The sequence below is a fragment of the Gordonia sp. WA4-43 genome (genome assembly GCF_020520305.1).
GTDB classification, from domain to species: domain Bacteria; phylum Actinomycetota; class Actinomycetes; order Mycobacteriales; family Mycobacteriaceae; genus Gordonia; species Gordonia hongkongensis.
Window position 1 is genome coordinate 4,876,657 of sequence record NZ_CP084736.1, and the last position, 16,338, is coordinate 4,892,994.

Below are 16,338 nucleotides of genomic sequence, written 5' to 3' on the forward strand. Positions count from 1 at the left end.
GGGTGTAATTCGTTCGGGTTATATAACCCCGTCGCGAGCATCGCCGCGGGTTAGAGTTACCGCACCATCCGTGCCCGCGTCTGCTCACCTGGAGGAGCGATGTCCCGTCGTGTTCCGCACGCGTCCCGGCATTCTCGGGGCGCGACGCATGCCGCCCGCGTCGGTCGACGCGGCCTGCCGGCGGTACCACGCACCCGGGTCCGGTCGTGACCCAGCCGCCGCACGGTCCGACGCGTGTCGTCCCCGACCCCGGCGGGCCCCTGCCGGGCGCACCGGGTCCGCGGCCACCGGGGCCCGCCCCGCGTCGCCCGGGACCCCCACCGCCCGTTCCGCCTCGTCCCGGACCGATGCCCGGCCAGGCGCCCCCCGCGCCGCGGCCGGGCCCTGGGCCTGTTCCGGCGCCCGGACGAGGCGCTCCCGGGCCCGCGGGCGCCGTCGGCGATCTGACACCGGGGCTGGTCGACACCGACATCTGGACCGATGCGATGGTCGAGGCCGCGGGCATCCCGATCGTCGACGTCCCGTTCGTCACGGTCGGCTCGGGCATCGGGTCATTCGTGACCGTCGACTACCTGCGCATCTGCGGGGTGCCGCTGGACCGGATCGCGGTGCTCGGCCCCCAGGACGTGCCCTGGCACAGCTACGAGTACCTGACCCGGGTGTCGCAGATCCCGCGCACGGAGCGCCTGCGTTCGGATTCGGCGTCGACCCCGGACAACATCTGGGGTTTCCCGTCGTACGCGGTGCGGGAGGCCTGGGCGGACAAGAAGCTCAAGCCGCTGTGGAATGTGCTGGTGGAGCCCGTCTTCGCGAACTTCTACACGCCGAGGGCCGGGCAGGCGTTCGAGTCGATGCAGAAGGAATGCGAACGGATCGGCTACCTCAAGTGCCTGCACCGTGGTCAGGTCCGGATGATCCGACGCCGCGCCGCCGGTGGCTACTTCACGATTCTCACACCGCCGCAGGGGACTTCGCCCACCAAGCGGGTGGCCTTCCGCAGCCAGTGGGTCCATGTCGCGATCGGATACCCGGGGATCAAGCTCCTGCCCGATCTCCAGGCGTTCCGCGAGACCTACCGCGACGCCAGCAAGGTCGTCAACGCCTACGAGTCGCACGAGCACATCTACCAGTCGCTGCAACGCAAACCCGGCACCGTGGTGATCCGCGGAGCGGGGATCGTCGCGTCGCGGGTCCTGCAGCGGCTCATCGACGATCGCGACGCGTGCGGGCTCCAGACGCAGATCGTGCACCTCTTCCGCACGTACTACGACAAACCCCACGGCCCACACATCTTCATGCGGCGCAAGGGCAAAGACGGTTGGGCCTACCAGGGCTTCAACTATCCGAAGTCGGTCTGGGGCGGGCAGCTCAAGGCCCGCATGCGCAAGCTCGAAGGACACGAGCGCGCGGAGGCGTACAAGCAGATGGGCGGGACGAACACCCCTGTCCGCGACGACTGGCAGGAGCAGTTGGCCCGTGGGCGGCGCGAGGGCTGGTACCGCGTCGCCGTCGGCAAGGCGGAGAGTCTGCTGCCGGCTGCGGGCGGGCAGGGGGTGGTGACCACCGTGCGGGTCGACCCGCATGCACCGATCCGGCAGGACCACCGGCCCGACGGCACCTTCGAGATCTACGCCGACTACGTGATCGACTGCACCGGACTCGAAGCCGACGTCCGCGAGCACCGCCTGCTGCGTGATCTGCTGGACCACACCGGCGCCGGCATCAACCCGGTCGGCCGCATGGACGTCGAACGCGACTTCGAGCTGAAGGGGACGCGCAGCGGAAACGGCAAGCTGTACGCCTCGGGCAGCGCGACGCTCGGCGGTTACTTTCCCGGCGTCGACACCTTCCTCGGTCTGCAGATCGCCGCCCTCGAGATCGTCGACGACCTTGCCCGCCAGGGGTTCTGTCGACGACTGACGCCCTGGCGATCGACCGCCCAGTGGTGGCGCTGGATGAACAACAAGGGAGTCGACTGACATGTTGCCCACCCTGTGGGGGCGAATCCAGACCCGCGTGCTGGTGCTCGGCATCCTCGGCGGCCTGTGGACCATCGTGCTCGTCCCGTTCCTGTGGCTCATCTCCTCGGGGGACCCGTCGATCCTCGACGTCTACCGGGTCGCCTTCACCGTGCTCGTCACCGTCATCGTCCTCGGGGTGCTCTGGGAATTCCTGTACCACTTCCTGCAGCAGTTCCGCTGGGAGAAGGACTGGCCGACGCTCTTCGGGCTCCTCACGGCGATCAACGAGGGCATCCTGGTGTGGATCGTGATCGACGGCACCGGACTGATCCCGGAGTCGCTGCAACCGTCGCCCGTCGTGTTCACCGTCCAGTTCGTCACCACCTGGTTGCTGGTGTGGGTGGCGGTCAACGGTCCACTACGCGCCGTCTTCCCCCACTGGCGATTCCAGGGAGGACGGTTCCTGTGACCGGTCCGGGCGACATCCCGAGCGTCACACCGACGGTGACGCTGATCCCCGGTGCGGGGATCGTGATCCGTACCCCGGCGTTCCTGTGCCTGACGAACGACGCGGTGCCCGTGTCCTTCCTCACCGATCTGCTCGACATCGAATCTGCGGTGGTCGTGCCGGATTCGGCACCGCGGCGGGGCCGGCACCTGGTACGGGCGCTGGCTCAGCTGGTGGCCACCGCCGACGACCCGGTCGACATCGCCTTCGCGGCTCCCGACAATGCCGGCATCGCGATCTTCCTCTCGGGCCGGGTGTACGGGGAGACCGACGGCAAGCGGATCGAGCCGCCCGCGGGCGATTCCTATGACCGCGCCGTGCCGTGGCCGTTCGAGGGTCTCGGGCTCTACCTCGCCGGCACGAAGCCCGCGGAGGTCGGTGACGAGCGCTTCGACCTGGTCCAGGGCACGGTGCCTGCCGCGGGCGCGCTGCTGCACACCCCGCTGGGGTTGCGCGGCACCGAATTCCACTCCCTGGCGGAGCGACCGGCGCAACCGCGGCCGGAACCGGCGGCGGCGCGGCCGGAACCGGCCGTCGAACCGTCCCGACCCGACCCGGACGCGGGTCCACCGACCGAGGCCCTGGACGATCTCGACAAGCCGGCACCCGGGGCGCCGGAGCCCCCGGCGCCCGAGCCCATCCGGAAACGGTCACCCTTCGACGACTTGCCGCCGGAGCCGGACCCGATGGGCACGACCGAGCGGATGGCGCCCGGCGCCGATGGTGGTGCCGACCTGCCGGCACCCGATCCGTTGCCGTTCACCTCGACTCCGCTGGGCGGTCCGTTCGGGTCGGAACCGTTGTCCTCGAACGTTTCCCACCCACCTGAGCGGCCGCCGCGGGACGCCACCCCGCCGAGCGGCCAGCCTCGCGTCGAGCCGGCTCCCGCGCCGAATCCGTTCGCCGAACCGCTCGAACCGCGCGCGCCGCTGCCCAAGGAGGAGCATCAGAAACCCGCGACCGAGGTCGTCAAGATCGAGGCGTCGCGGGCCATGGTGCACGGCATCCGTTGTTCGCGAGGCCATCTGAACCATCCGCAGTCGTGGCTGTGCGGGGTCTGCGGAATCCGGATGGACCAGTTGACGACGTTCCTCGTCGAGGGGGAGCGGCCCCCGCTGGGCTGGTTGCTGCTCGACAACGGGTTCACCTTCCTCCTCGACGAGGACCTGGTGATCGGCCGGGAACCGGGCTCGGCCGGCGGTGGACCGGCGGGTTCGCCCAAACCGATTCGCGTGCAGGACGAGACAGGTCAGCTCTCGCGCCGCCACGTGGAGATCCGGCTGGTGGAGTGGACGGTGCAGCTGGTCGACCTCGGGTCGGCGAACGGCACCTTCGTCGCCGATCCGAGCAGCGGCAACCGGGAGACCCGGCTGCTCCCGCATCGTGCCCACGTGCTGGTGCCGGGGTCGCATGTCCGGATCGGGGGGCGCCACTTCATCTTCGAGTCACACCACGCCCGTATCTGAGAACGGATCCGAGGTCATGGACAAACACACGGTCGCCTTCCTGCTGCTCGACGTCGCGATCGTCATCGCCGCCGCCCGGGTGGGTGGGATGATCGCGCGCGCCTGCCGTCAGCCGGCCGTGGTGGGCGAGATCGCCGCCGGGATCGCGTTGGGTCCCAGCCTGCTCGGGCTCCTGCCCGGCAATCCCGACCAGTGGCTCTTCCCCGACGACGTCCGGCCGCTGCTGGGAGCACTGGCCCAGATCGGCCTCGTGCTGTTCATGTTCATCGTCGGCCTCGAACTGGACATGCGGCTGACCAAAGGGCGTGAACGCGCGGCGGCCAGCATCTCGGCATTCTCGATCGCGCTGCCGTTCGCCCTCGGCGCGGCCCTCGGCCTGCTGCTCTATCCCTCGCACGACATGGTCGGGGGAATGGAGATCGAGCGGCTGGGGATGGTGCTGTTCATGGGTGTCGCGATGTCCATCACCGCCTTCCCGGTGCTGGCGCGGATCCTCACCGACCGCGGGATGATGAGAACGATTCCCGGGGTGTTCAGCCTGGCCGCGGCCGCCATCGACGACATCCTCGCCTGGACGCTGCTGGCGTTCATCATCGCCATCATCCAGGGCGGCAGTCCGCTCGAGGTCGCCAAGATCGTCGGACTCACGCTCGTCTACGCCGCGGTGATGTTCGGTGTCGTCCGTCCACTGCTGGCGAAGCTGATCGCCTGGCGCGACAGCGCCGGCCGGCTCACGCCGGACATCCTGGCGGTCATCCTGATCGGACTCTTCCTGTCGGCGACGGCCACCGACGTCATCGGCATCCATCAGATCTTCGGCGCCTTCGTGTTCGGCGCGGTGATGCCGAAGGTGGGAGCCGAACAGCTGCACCGGGAGATCCTCGAACGGCTCGAGCAGGCGAGCGTGCTGCTCCTGCTGCCGATGTTCTTCGTCGTCACCGGCCTCAACGTCGACCTCACCCAGATCGGCGTCGCGGGCATGGGGCAGCTGCTGCTGGTCCTGCTCGTCGCGATCGCGGGCAAGTTCCTCGGCGCCTATGCGGGCGCGCGGGCGAGCGCCATCCCCACCAGACAGAGCGCGGCCATCGCGGTGCTCATGAACACGCGGGGACTCACCGAGCTGGTGATCCTGGCCGCGGGGCGCGAACTCGGTGTGCTGAGTGACGAACTGTTCGCGATGCTCGTGGTGATGGCGCTCGTGACCACGATCTTGACCGAACCCCTGCTGCGCGTGGTGTATCCGGACAAGGTGGTGGCCAATGACATCGCCGCCGCCGAACGTCGCGCCCTGGCCACCGCCACTGCCCCGCGGGTTCTGGTGCTGATGCGTGATCCCGTCGGGACGACCGCCGACCTGCGGGCGCGGCATCGGCGAATGCTGGACTGCACCACGGGATTCGACGTCGTCCTGGCCGGGTTGCTCACCGCCCCGGACCGGTCCGTGCGTCCGCTCGAGGTCGGGATTCCGGTCGTACCGGACTTCGCGGCGATCGCATCGGCCGTCGAGCGCCTCAACGAGCTGGGCTCGTCGCTGACCGGCGCGGGTGCGGTGTCGGTGCTGTGCCGGTTCAGCGCCGATCCCGCAGCCGACCTCGAGGCCATGTCGGAGAACGCCAATGCCGACCTCGTCCTCGTGGACAGTGACGACCGGCCCCTGGGGGAGTCGCTGCGATCGGCTCCGGTGGCCGTCGTCGACGAGACCGCCGACGAGACCGTGGCACCGAGTCGTAGCACCATCACCTGTATCGCCGCGGACGATCGCAGTGGGCGGACCGCTGCGCTGATGGCCGCGGGTCTGGCGCTCTTCGGGTCGCGGTCGCTGACCGTCGTCGCATCCGGCTCTCGGCGTCGGTGGCTGGCCGACCTCAACGCTGTTGCCGAACAGGGGGTTTCGGTGTCGGTGCAGGATCCCCGCCGACACCGCGACAACGCCGTGTCGTTCACTGTCGCCGGAGCGGACGAGGGCGATCCGGCCGTACCCGTTCCGGTCACCGTCGTCGACAACACCGAGACGAGCGAGGAATCGCTGGGCGACCGCGTCGCGATGCTCTACCCGTCTCCGGCCGCACCATCCGCACCCACGAGGGCGGCCGACGATCCGTCCAGTCCGAACATCGGTTCATCATCGGAGAGGCACTGACATGCCAGAAGTCGAGATCCCGCAGCAGCTGGCGGATTTCACGGTGCTCGAGAAGCTCGGCATGGGGGGCAACGGCACGTTCTATCTCGCCGTACCCCCCGCGCGACTGGGCCTGGCCACCGACCGCGTCGTGGTGAAGGTCTTCGGCGGCGTCTGCAGCGATGACGCCTACCGCCGCGGGGTACGCGAATTGCGGGCGTTCGCCGCCGTCGTGTCGCCCTACCTCGCCGGGCTCTACGACGCCGTGCTGCAGGGCCAGTTCATGTATGCGATGGAGTATTTCCCGCTCGGCTCGCTGGGTAGTCCGGCGCGCGAGCTCAGTCGAGACGAGAAGCTGGCGGCGATCGCGGACGCGGCGCGCGGCGTGGACGCCTTGCACGAAGCCGGTATCGCGCACGCCAACGTCACGCCGTCGAGCATCATGGTCACCGAGACCGGCGGCAAGATCTCCGATCTCGGTCTGGCCCGGGTGCTGGCGGCCGACGAGCCCATCACGAGCTTCGCCCAGCCCGGGGCGGTGCAGTACATGGACCCCGCATTGTTGGCCGGCGATGTGCCGTCGCGGGCGACCGACATCTGGTCGCTCGGGGCGTGTCTGCACCGTGCCCTCACCGGCGACGGGGTGTACGGGGAGGTGCCGGACACCCAGCCGCTGCTGGCGATCCGGGCGGCGCTGTCGACGCCGCCGGCCCTCTCGGAGAACCTGGACCGCGACGAGCGCACCCTCATCGCCAACTGTCTCGCCCTCGCCGGCTCCCGTCCCTCGACCGCGATGGAGGTCGCCGTCCGGATCGACGGGCTGCGCGGGCGCTGACGACAGACGTCATCGGGCGGTTCGCGCCCCCTGCTCCCTGCGTCACGAAGGGTCGGCCTTCGTCTCGGTCACGGTCGTCAGCCGAGCGGCGCCGTGCGCCACCAGTCGTCGAGGATCTCGCGGCCGGTGTGTCCGGGCCACGTCGTCACCAGGGTGTACTGCGCATGCGGTGGCCCGGTGAAATTGGTGACGACCCAACCGTCGACGACGCTGTCCCGGCTCGCCGACGCCGGACCGTCGCGCCAGCTGATCTCATCCCCGGGGTAGCCCTTGAGGCCGGTGGTGACGGCAGCGCGTGATGGTGACGTCGGTGTGTGCCACACCACGAATCCGACGTTCGTGGCGTCGGTGCACGAGATCCCGTCGATGCCGTTGCGGACGACGGCCTCACAGTCGGCATCTCCCCATCCCGGCGCCTCGGGCGTCTCCGGCAGGAGTTGCGGGAAGGCAGCGGCGATCGGGGCGACGCCCGCCGGCCACGGCGGCGGTGTGGTGCGCGCGCCGAGCAGCATCACCGTTCCGACGACGACCGCAACGATCGCCGTGGCGACGAAGAACGGCGCGATCAGCCGTCGTCGACGCATCGACGGGGAGGCCGTCGGCGGGGGCGCCAACGGTGGGGGTGTCGACGGCCGGTTCACCGGCCCGGCCCCCCGCGGACGGTCGGTGACGACCTCGGTCGGCCGATCCGGATGACCGGCGGGTTGGAACACGCGCGGGACGCCGGCGGCCGGCCCCGCGTCCACGACCTCCGTCGTGTCGGAATCGGTTGCGGCGAACTCATATTCGGAGTCAAGGTGGCTCGCGGGCATGACCTCGGTCGGCGGTTCGCCGTCGGAGTGGGTGAGGTGCAGGGCGAGCTCGGCCGCTCGGACGAATTCCGCGCAGGTGCGGTATCGGTGTTCTGAATCGGCGTCGAGCGCCCGTGCCAGCACGGCGTAGAACGCCGGCGACACTGCTCCCGACACCCGGTGCCGAGCGACCGAGCTTGTGCCGGTCACATTCGGCCCGCTCGCTTCGCTCCCGGCGCCGGTGAGCATTTCGACGAGGGTACGTCCCAACGAGGCGACATCGGCTGCCGGGTGCGGCATCTCGTCGCCCGCTATCGGTGCGGTGAGGCCGAAACCGGTGAGCGTGACGGCGCCGGGCCCCGACGCCCCGGCGACGGTCGGGTCTGCGGAGCCGTTGAACAGGATGTCGGCGGGGGAGACGTTGCCGTGGACCAGGCGCCGGCGATGGGCCGCGTCGAGCGCCTCGCCGACGACGGTGACGACGCGCACCGCCAGATCGATGTCGATGCCGTCGGGGTGGCGCCGGATCAGCAGGGCGGCGTCGGAGGCGGGCACGGGAGCCACCGCCACCCAGGCGCGGCCGTCGGCGATGCCGTGTCCGGTGATGCGCGCGATCCCGGGATGCGCCATCGCGGAGGCCTTTTCGATCGCATCCCGGAACCAGTTGCCGTACGCGGGAGTGATCGAGGCGGCCCGGTCCACGACGGTGAGCAGCACGCGTTCGGCGGGCGCCCCCGGATAGGGGGCCGTCGCCAGGTAGTCGGCGCCGGCGACGCGTCTGCGCAGGAGGCGCTCGATGCGGTGACGCCCGACGAGAGCGCCCGGAGGAAGTGGTTCGTCGTGGGTCGGACCGACGGACACGGCGCCTCCCTCACCTCACGTGAAAGGACCGACTCTACCGGTCAGAGGGCGTCCACCGGCGCGAACAGGCGCCGGGCGACCCCGCCCGGGTCATTCGAAGAGGACCGGCGCGGAGTTGAACAGCATGACGATGAAGAAGAACAACAGGAACCACGCCGCCCCCTGCCACACCTGCCAGCGACCGTTGCGTTTCCAGACCCGGTACGTGCGGTACAGCATGGTGCTCGCGCCCAGGAGAACCACGACGGGAGAGGCGACGACCAACACGGTCTGGAGGGGATCCGACGACGCATGCGCGAAGAACAGCAGGCCGAGTCCGAGTGCGACGGTGATCCCGATGTGGATCATGATTGCGCGAAAGTCGTTGGTGCCGTTCTGCGGAAGGGGTGACGTCATGGTGTCCGCCAGGTTACACGGCGCCCGAATCGTGGAGAAAGCGACGGTGGTCGGGACCTCGTACTCATTGCCGCGGCAACGGCGCCGGGGCAGGATGGGGGCCGGGGCCGATACCGGGCCGTCCGGGGCGAGCCCGGGCCGACCCGCGGCCGAACCGAAGACCCCGCCAGGGGCCGTCGCGATCAGAGGAGATGAGCCACAACATGAATGCGATACTCGTCGGCGTGGACGGGTCGGACGCGGCCACGGGCGCGGTGCGCTGGGCGGCGCGGGCGGCCGCTGCCGAAGGTCTCGACCTCAAGGTCGTCGGTGCGTACGACGCCAGCACGAGTGACTACGCCCCCGGCCTGATCATCCCGCAGGACGTCGTCGACGCCATCCGCCAGGACGCCTCCGACGCGGTCCATGCGGCCGCCGACGCCGCCAAAGAAGCGGCACCCGGCGTGACGGTCGCCACCTCGATCGTCGACGGCGACGCCGCGCGCGTGCTGCTCGAGCTGGGCAAGGACGCCGCGATGATCGTCGTCGGCACGCGCCGTCTCGGCAGCGTCAAGGGCCTCTTCCTGGGTTCGGTGAGCACCAGTGTCGCCGCTCACGCACACGGCCGGGTCACGGTCGTCGCCGCCGAGGGCAACCCCGACGGACCGGTGGTCGTGGGGGTCGACGGTTCACCGGTCAGCGATGCCGCGGTCGCCGAGGCGTTCCGGCAGGCCTCGCTGCGCAACGTGCCGCTCCGCGCGGTACACACCTGGACCCCGCTCGACGCGGACGCGCTCCACGGGTACGGCATCGGCGCCGACGAGGTGGCACGGATGACCCAGGACGCGGTCGAGGTACTCGCCGAGCGCCTCGCCGGATACGCCCAGGACTACCCGGACGTGACGATCGAACGATCAGTCCTGCCCGAGGAGCCGGCGAAGGCGCTGCTCGACGAGGCGGGCGCGGACGCATCGCTGCTCGTGGTCGGCAGTCGCGGCCGCGGTGGCTTCCGCGGACTCCTGCTGGGCTCGACCAGCCAGAAGGTGATGCACCACGCCGACTGCCCGGTGATGGTCGTCCGCACCTGACCCCACGGTGAGCGCTGCCCGTCGTCCCCGGTCGCGCACCGGGGACGACGCCGTCGGTGGCGCATACCATCGACCCATGACGCTGAAGAAGCTGGAGCTCTCGGTCGGCGAGCTGGCCCAGCGAGCTGGGATCGCCCCGTCGGCGGTCCGCTTCTACGAGGACCAGGGCCTGATCTTCAGCCGGCGCACCTCCGGGAACCAGCGCCGGTATCACCGGGCGATGCTGCGGCGCGTCGCATTCATCCGCGCGTCGCAGGTCGCCGGGATTCCGCTGTCGGTCATCGGCGAGGTGCTCGCCGAACTGGGCGACCACGAGTCGCCCCCGAAATCGATGTGGGAAGCGGCGTCCAAACGCTGGATGGACGACATCAACCAACGCATCGCACTGCTCGAGAACATGCGGGACATGATCGGGTCCTGCGTGGGTTGCGGTTGCCTGTCGCTCGGGGAGTGCCACCTCCTCAACCCCGGCGACGAACTGAACAAACTCGGCCCGGGGCCGCGGCGACTCCTCACCGAGCAGTAGCCGTCTCCGCCAGTTGCGATGTCGGGGAGCAGAACAGGCGGCGGTACTGTTGGCCCATGGCTCGACCGTCGCGCGTGGCGCTGGCTCTGGGAAGTGGCGGCGCCCGCGGTTACGCGCACATCGGGGTGATCGCCGAACTCGAGGCGCGGGGGTTCGAGATCGTCACCGTCGCCGGCTCGTCGATGGGTGCTCTCGTCGGCGGGTTGTATTGCGCGGGGAAACTCGACGACTACGTGGACTGGATCTCGGGTCTGTCCCAGCTCGACGTCGTCCGGTTGCTCGACGTCTCGCTGACCAAGCCGGGCGTCATCGGGGCCGAGCGGATCCTGCTGCGGGTGCGGGAGATCCTCGGGGACACCGCGATCGAGGACCTGCCCGTCCCGTTCACCGCGGTCGCCACCGATCTGAACGCCGGCCGCGCGGTCTGGTTCCAGCGCGGTGTCCTCGCCGACGCCCTGCGTGCGTCGATCGCGATCCCGGGCGTCATCAGCCCGCACGAGCACGGTGGGCGGCTGCTGGCCGACGGCGGGATCCTCGACCCACTGCCGGTGGCACCCACCTCGACGGTGCCCAGCGATGTGACCATCGGCGTCATCATCGGTTCCGACGGTGGCCCGGAAGCGGGCGCCACGCGCGAACAGAAGGCCAGGGGACTGCTGCGACGCAACGTGGCGCCGATCCTCGACAACGAGTTCATCCGGGCGGTCCGTGACCGGCTCGGCCACGAGATGCCCTCGGGGGAGGCAGCGGCGTCCGATGCGGCGGTGGCCGCCACCGGTGGCGGCGCCGTCGCGGTCGATGCCGCGGCCGAGTCCGGCTCCGTCCCGTCCGCCGAACAGGTGGCGCCCGCGTTCGGCGTCGACGAACCGGCCCGGATGGGACGCGTGGAGGTGCTGAGCCGGTCGCTCGACATCATGCAGGAGGCCCTGACCCGCTACCAGGTCGCCGGCTATCCGCCCGACGTGCTGATCCGGGTACCCCGCCGGACGGTCCGCACGCTCGACTTCCACAAGGCCTCGGAGATGATCGAGCTCGGCCGGACCCTCACCGCGCGGGCCCTCGACGACCTCCCCGAGCTGCCATGAGGCAGATCCCCCGCGGCATCTGGGTGCTGCTGTCGGCGAACGTCGTCATCGCACTCGGATACGGGTTCATCGCGCCCGCGCTGCCGACCTTCGCCCGCACCTTCAACGTCTCGTTCACCGCCGCGACCGCGGTCATCTCGGCGTTCGCGGTGATGCGCCTGGCGTTCGCGCCCGCAACGGGACGGTTGGTCACCGTCTTCGGCGAGCGGCGCATCTACTTGACCGGTCTGCTGATCGTCGCGGCCAGCACTCTGGCGTGCGCGTTCGCCCAGTCCTACTGGCAGCTGCTGATCTTCCGCGGTCTCGGCGGCATCGGGTCGACGATGTTCAGCATCTCGGCGATGGCCTTGCTGATCCGTATGGCGCCGAGCGACATTCGCGGTCGCGTGTCGGGCTTCTTCTCGGCGGGGTTCCTCATCGGCAGCATCACCGGTCCGCTCATCGGGGCGGCGCTGGTCGGCTTCGGACTCCGGGTCCCGTTCGTGGTGTACGCGGTCGCGCTGCTCGTCGCGTCGACGGTGGTGGCCACCCAGTTGCGGGAAGTGATCGCACCGGATCAGGCCGACGGCCCGACGGGCGGGCTGATCGGTTTCCGGACCGCCTTGCGCGACAGCGCCTACCGGGCGATCCTCGCGTCCAACTTCACCCAGGGCTGGGCGTCGATGGGGGTCCGGGTCGCGGTGGTGCCGCTGTTCATCACCGAGAGTCTCGGTGCCGGAGCGGGAATGGCGGGAATCGTGCTGGCGATCTACGCCGCGGGCAACGTGCTGGCGATCCTGATCGCGGGCCGTCTGTCGGACCGGTTCGGACGGCGGCCCATCATGCTGCCCGGACTCGTCATCACCGTCGTCGCCACCATCGCGCTCGGGTTCTCGCCGAACGTGGGCGTCGCACTGGCGTTGTCGGTGGTCGCCGGGGTGGGCTCGGGACTGTTCGCACCCACCCATCAAGCCGCTCTCGCCGACGTCCTCGGCAACCGTCAGCAAGGCGGTTCGGCGTTGGCGGCCTATGGCATGTCTTCGGACCTCGGTGCCGTCACCGGTCCGGTCATCGTCGGATTCGTCGCCGATCGGGTCGGCTTCGGGCCGGCGTTCGTGCTGACCGGGGTGGTGGCCGCGGTGGCGCTGGTCCTGTGGATCTTCGCGCGCGAGACCGCGCCGGTGATCGTGGGCGACGGTCCGACGATGACGCCGACCGACACGAAGGCCCGCGCAGACGATGAGTGATGTGCGCGGGCGGACGACGAATTACGGTTGAGCGATGACCGCGCCCGCCTACGACTACGCCCTCGGCGCCGACTCGGAGGTCGGCACCCTGCGAGCGGTCATGCTGCACCGCCCGGGCGACGAGTTGCGCCGGCTCACCCCGCGTAACAGCGACCAGCTCCTGTTCGACGGGCTGCCGTGGGTCGGGCGTGCGCAGGAGGAGCACGACGCCTTCGCAGAGGTGCTGCGCGAGCGGGGAATCGACGTCTATCTCCTCGGTGACCTGCTCGCCGAGACCATCGCGCACAGCGGTGCGGCCCGCATCCAGGGCATCGCCGCGGCGGTGAGCGCGCGGCGGCTGGGCACACACCTCGCGGAAGATCTCGCGACCCATCTGCGAGGGTTGTCGCCGACCGACCTCGCGTACGTGCTGACGGCCGGCATGACGTTCGACGAGCTGCCGATCACACCCTCTGCCGAGCGGTCCTCGCTCGTGCGTCGGATGCACCACGGACCCGAGTTCGCGATCGAACCGCTGCCGAATCTGCTGTTCACCCGCGACAGTTCGTTCTGGATCGGCGGCCGGTTCGCGATCACCTCGCTCGCGCTTCCCGCCCGCGCGCGGGAGACGTCACTGACCGATCTCATCTACGCCCACCACCCGCGATTCACCGGGGCGCGGCGGGCCTACGAATCGCAGGTCGCGCCCATCGAAGGCGGTGACGTGCTGTTGCTCGCCGCCGGTGTGGTGGCCGTCGGGGTCGGCGAACGGACGACGCCCGCCGGGGCGGAAGCACTGGCGCGCAGTCTGTTCGACGACCACCTGGCGCACACAGTGCTGGCGGTGCCGATCGAGCAGTCGCGCGCCTTCATGCACCTCGACACCGTCTGCACGATGGTCGACACCGACGCCGTGGTGATGTATCCCAACATCCGCGACACCATGTCCGCATTCACCCTCGTGCACGACGCAGCGACCGACGCGGTCCGGATCACCGGGGAGCGGCCCTTCGTCGACGCCGCCGCCGAGGCGATGGGCATCACCAAACTGCGTGTCATCGACACCGGGCTCGATCCGGTGACAGCCGAGCGGGAGCAGTGGGACGACGGCAACAACACCCTCGCCCTCGCACCCGGGGTGGTGGTGTCCTACAACCGGAACGTGGAGACCAACCGGCGACTCCGGGACTCGGGCATCGAGGTCATCGAGATCGAGGGTCGGGAACTGGGATCGGGCCGCGGTGGGCCGCGGTGCATGTCGTGTCCGTTGGCCCGTGATCCCCGGTGAGGAGGAGTATCCGGTGACCCCCGACACCCCGGCGGCGCTCGACGCACTGCAGATCGACCCGGCCTCCGACCGGCCGCCCTTCGAGCAAGTACGAGTCGGCATCATCGAGCTCATCGAGTCCGGCGAACTGCTCAGCGGCGAGCGTCTGCCGACGGTCCGGGCGCTCGCCTCGCGGCTCGGCGTGGCCGCCAACACGGTCGCGCGGAGCTATCGGGAACTCGAGGCGGCCGGCGTCATCGAGACCCGCGGGCGGCAGGGCTCGTTCATCAAGGCGGGTCGCCACGATGCGCTCGACGCGGGTTTCGCGGCTGCCAAGCAGTACGTCGAAACCGCTCGCGAGCTGGGCCTGGACGATCCCGTGATCGTTGAGATACTCAACCGTGCGCTCGGGCGAACTTGAATACCTGAACCGAGATTGATTGGCTTGACGAATGACAAGTGAACAGGATGTGATCACCGGGCGTCCGAAGCAGACACTGGACCCGGTGGTCTTCACGGTCACCGCGGTACTGGTCATCGCGTTCGTGATCTGGGGGATCGGGGACAAGGAGAGTCTCAACACGACGACCACCGAGGTGCTGGGTTGGATCACCAAGAACCTCGGCTGGCTGTTCATCCTCTCCGCCACCGGCTTCGTGATCTTCGCGGTGTTCCTCGCCGTGTCCAAGTACGGCCGGATTCCGCTCGGCCGCACCGGGGAGAAGCCGCAGTTCCGCACCGTGAGCTGGATCGCCATGATGTTCAGTGCCGGCATGGGCATCGGCCTCATGTTCTTCGGTGCCTACGAGCCGCTCTACCACTTCGCCAGTCCGCCACCGGAGATCGGCTCCGACGACATCCGCGCGGCCATGGCGACGACGATGTTCCACTGGGGCTTCCACCCGTGGGCCATGTACGCGGTCGTCGGGCTGGCGCTGGCCTACAGCACGTACCGGCTGGGCCGGACCCAGTTGATGAGCGCGGTGTTCACCCGGCTCCTCGGACCGCGGGTGGCCAACGGCCCGGGCGGGAAGATCATCGACATCCTCGCGATCTTCGCGACGCTGTTCGGGACGGTGGCATCACTCGGCCTCGGCGCGCTGCAGATCGGATCGGGACTCGACACCCTCGGTTGGGTCAACGAGCCGACGAAGATGCTGCTGGTCGCGATCATCGCCATCCTCACCGCCGCGTTCGTCGCGTCGGCCGTGTCGGGGATCGCGCGCGGCATCCAGTGGCTGTCCAACATCAACATGGTGCTCGCCATCGTGCTGGCACTGTTCGTGTTCGTCGTCGGACCGACGATCTTCATCCTGAACCTGCTGCCGACGACCCTCGGCGCCTACTTCACCGATCTGACGAGCTTCGCAGCCCGCTCGGACGCCACGATCATGACCGAGGAGGGTCATCAGTGGCTGGCGGACTGGACGATCTTCTACTGGGCGTGGTGGGTGTCCTGGACCCCGTTCGTGGGTCTGTTCCTCGCGAAGATCAGCCGCGGCCGCACCATCCGCGAGTTCGTGATCGGTGTGATGGTGGTACCCACGACGGTCTCGCTGGTCTGGTTCTGCGTCTTCGGCGGTACCGCGATCCATCAGGACATCGAGGGCACCCTGGCGTTCGATCCGGCCACCGCGGCCAGTGAGAGCACGCTGTTCGACGTGCTCGCCCACCTGCCGTGGACCGGGGTGGCCTCGGCGCTGGTGATGATCCTGGTCGGCATCTTCTTCGTCTCCGGCGCCGACTCCGCGTCCCTCGTGATGGGCACTCTCTCGCAGCGCGGCGTCGAACACCCGTCGCGTCCCCTCACCGTGTTCTGGGGTGTGCTGACCGGTGTCGTGGCTGCGCTGCTGCTGGCCATCAGCGGCGACGACGCCCTCGACGGCATCAAGACGATGGCGATCATCGCCGCGTTGCCGTTCGTCGTGGTGATGATCGGCATGTGTCTGTCGCTCTATCTCGACCTCCGACACGATCCGCTGATCGTCTCCCGCCACGTGCTGACCGCTCAGGTCGACGAGCATGTCCGGGAACAGGCCAACGCCATCGCGACCGGGGAGCTCGAGGCGATCGATGCCGACGCGATACGCCACCTCGAGAAGATCGACCCCGACTACGTCGACCAGGCAAACGGATCGGACCCCGCCGAGCCGACGGTCGACCCGGGGCCGGACGACGAGCCTCGGGACAAGGGCACTCACGGCACCGACCGGTTGACCGGACCGACGGTGTGACAACCCCCACCGGGGTC

General features: G+C 69.5%; 14 protein-coding genes. 12 read left to right on the forward strand and 2 right to left on the reverse strand.

The window, feature by feature from the left end; genetic code table 11:
- The first annotated feature begins 347 nt into the window (after window positions 1–347).
- From LEL84_RS22050 to LEL84_RS22070, 5 genes are read left to right on the forward strand one after another with little or no spacing between them, the layout of a single operon-like run.
- Window positions 348–1,979: a hypothetical protein gene (locus LEL84_RS22050; protein ID WP_413466892.1), complete on the forward strand. Its 1,632-nt coding sequence runs from the start codon at window positions 348–350 to the stop codon at window positions 1,977–1,979.
- Between the two features lies 1 nt (window position 1,980).
- Window positions 1,981–2,430 (forward strand): hypothetical protein, encoded by a 450-nt coding sequence (locus tag LEL84_RS22055; protein WP_058251470.1) that lies wholly within the window; start codon window positions 1,981–1,983, stop codon window positions 2,428–2,430.
- Window positions 2,427–3,935, forward strand: coding sequence for an FHA domain-containing protein (locus LEL84_RS22060; protein ID WP_226512783.1), 1,509 nt, complete (start codon window positions 2,427–2,429; stop codon window positions 3,933–3,935). The genes LEL84_RS22055 and LEL84_RS22060 overlap by 4 nt, the downstream gene beginning before the upstream one ends.
- A gap of 16 nt (window positions 3,936–3,951) precedes the next feature.
- Window positions 3,952–6,075: a cation:proton antiporter gene (locus LEL84_RS22065; protein ID WP_226512784.1), complete on the forward strand. Its 2,124-nt coding sequence runs from the start codon at window positions 3,952–3,954 to the stop codon at window positions 6,073–6,075.
- A 1-nt stretch (window position 6,076) separates the two neighbouring features.
- On the forward strand, window positions 6,077–6,889 hold the full coding sequence (locus tag LEL84_RS22070; RefSeq protein WP_078112162.1) for a protein kinase domain-containing protein: 813 nt from the start codon (window positions 6,077–6,079) through the stop codon (window positions 6,887–6,889).
- A 77-nt stretch (window positions 6,890–6,966) separates the two neighbouring features.
- Here LEL84_RS22070 and LEL84_RS22075 read toward each other — a convergent pair whose 3' ends face one another.
- Both LEL84_RS22075 and LEL84_RS22080 read right to left on the reverse strand, forming a co-directional pair.
- The gene (locus LEL84_RS22075) at window positions 6,967–8,541 is read right to left on the reverse strand and encodes a serine/threonine protein kinase (RefSeq protein WP_226512785.1); all 1,575 of its coding nucleotides are present in this window, start codon (window positions 8,539–8,541) and stop codon (window positions 6,967–6,969) included.
- A gap of 90 nt (window positions 8,542–8,631) precedes the next feature.
- Window positions 8,632–8,937, reverse strand: coding sequence for a hypothetical protein (locus tag LEL84_RS22080; protein ID WP_058251465.1), 306 nt, complete (start codon window positions 8,935–8,937; stop codon window positions 8,632–8,634).
- Between the two features lie 203 nt (window positions 8,938–9,140).
- Here LEL84_RS22080 and LEL84_RS22085 point away from each other — a divergent pair, with 203 nt between their 5' ends.
- The 7 genes from LEL84_RS22085 (at window position 9,141) to LEL84_RS22115 (ending at window position 16,321) form a co-directional block, all read left to right on the forward strand.
- A complete protein-coding gene (locus LEL84_RS22085; protein ID WP_058251664.1) occupies window positions 9,141–10,004 on the forward strand; it encodes a universal stress protein in 864 nt (287 codons plus the stop codon).
- Between the two features lie 76 nt (window positions 10,005–10,080).
- Complete coding sequence (gene soxR / locus LEL84_RS22090) at window positions 10,081–10,530, forward strand: redox-sensitive transcriptional activator SoxR (protein ID WP_065630178.1); 450 nt, start codon at window positions 10,081–10,083, stop codon at window positions 10,528–10,530.
- 56 nt (window positions 10,531–10,586) lie between these two features.
- Entirely contained in the window at window positions 10,587–11,615 is a 1,029-nt protein-coding gene (locus LEL84_RS22095; protein ID WP_226512786.1) for a patatin-like phospholipase family protein, read from the forward strand.
- Entirely contained in the window at window positions 11,612–12,841 is a 1,230-nt protein-coding gene (locus tag LEL84_RS22100; protein ID WP_058251462.1) for an MFS transporter, read from the forward strand. Before LEL84_RS22095 ends, LEL84_RS22100 begins: the two co-directional genes overlap by 4 nt.
- 34 nt (window positions 12,842–12,875) lie before the next feature.
- Window positions 12,876–14,108 (forward strand): arginine deiminase, encoded by a 1,233-nt coding sequence (locus LEL84_RS22105; RefSeq protein ID WP_058251461.1) that lies wholly within the window; start codon window positions 12,876–12,878, stop codon window positions 14,106–14,108.
- Window positions 14,109–14,121: 13 nt separating this feature from the next.
- Window positions 14,122–14,508, forward strand: coding sequence for a GntR family transcriptional regulator (locus LEL84_RS22110; RefSeq protein WP_065630240.1), 387 nt, complete (start codon window positions 14,122–14,124; stop codon window positions 14,506–14,508).
- 31 nt (window positions 14,509–14,539) lie between these two features.
- Window positions 14,540–16,321 (forward strand): BCCT family transporter, encoded by a 1,782-nt coding sequence (locus LEL84_RS22115; RefSeq protein ID WP_226512787.1) that lies wholly within the window; start codon window positions 14,540–14,542, stop codon window positions 16,319–16,321.
- Window positions 16,322–16,338 lie beyond the last annotated feature (17 nt).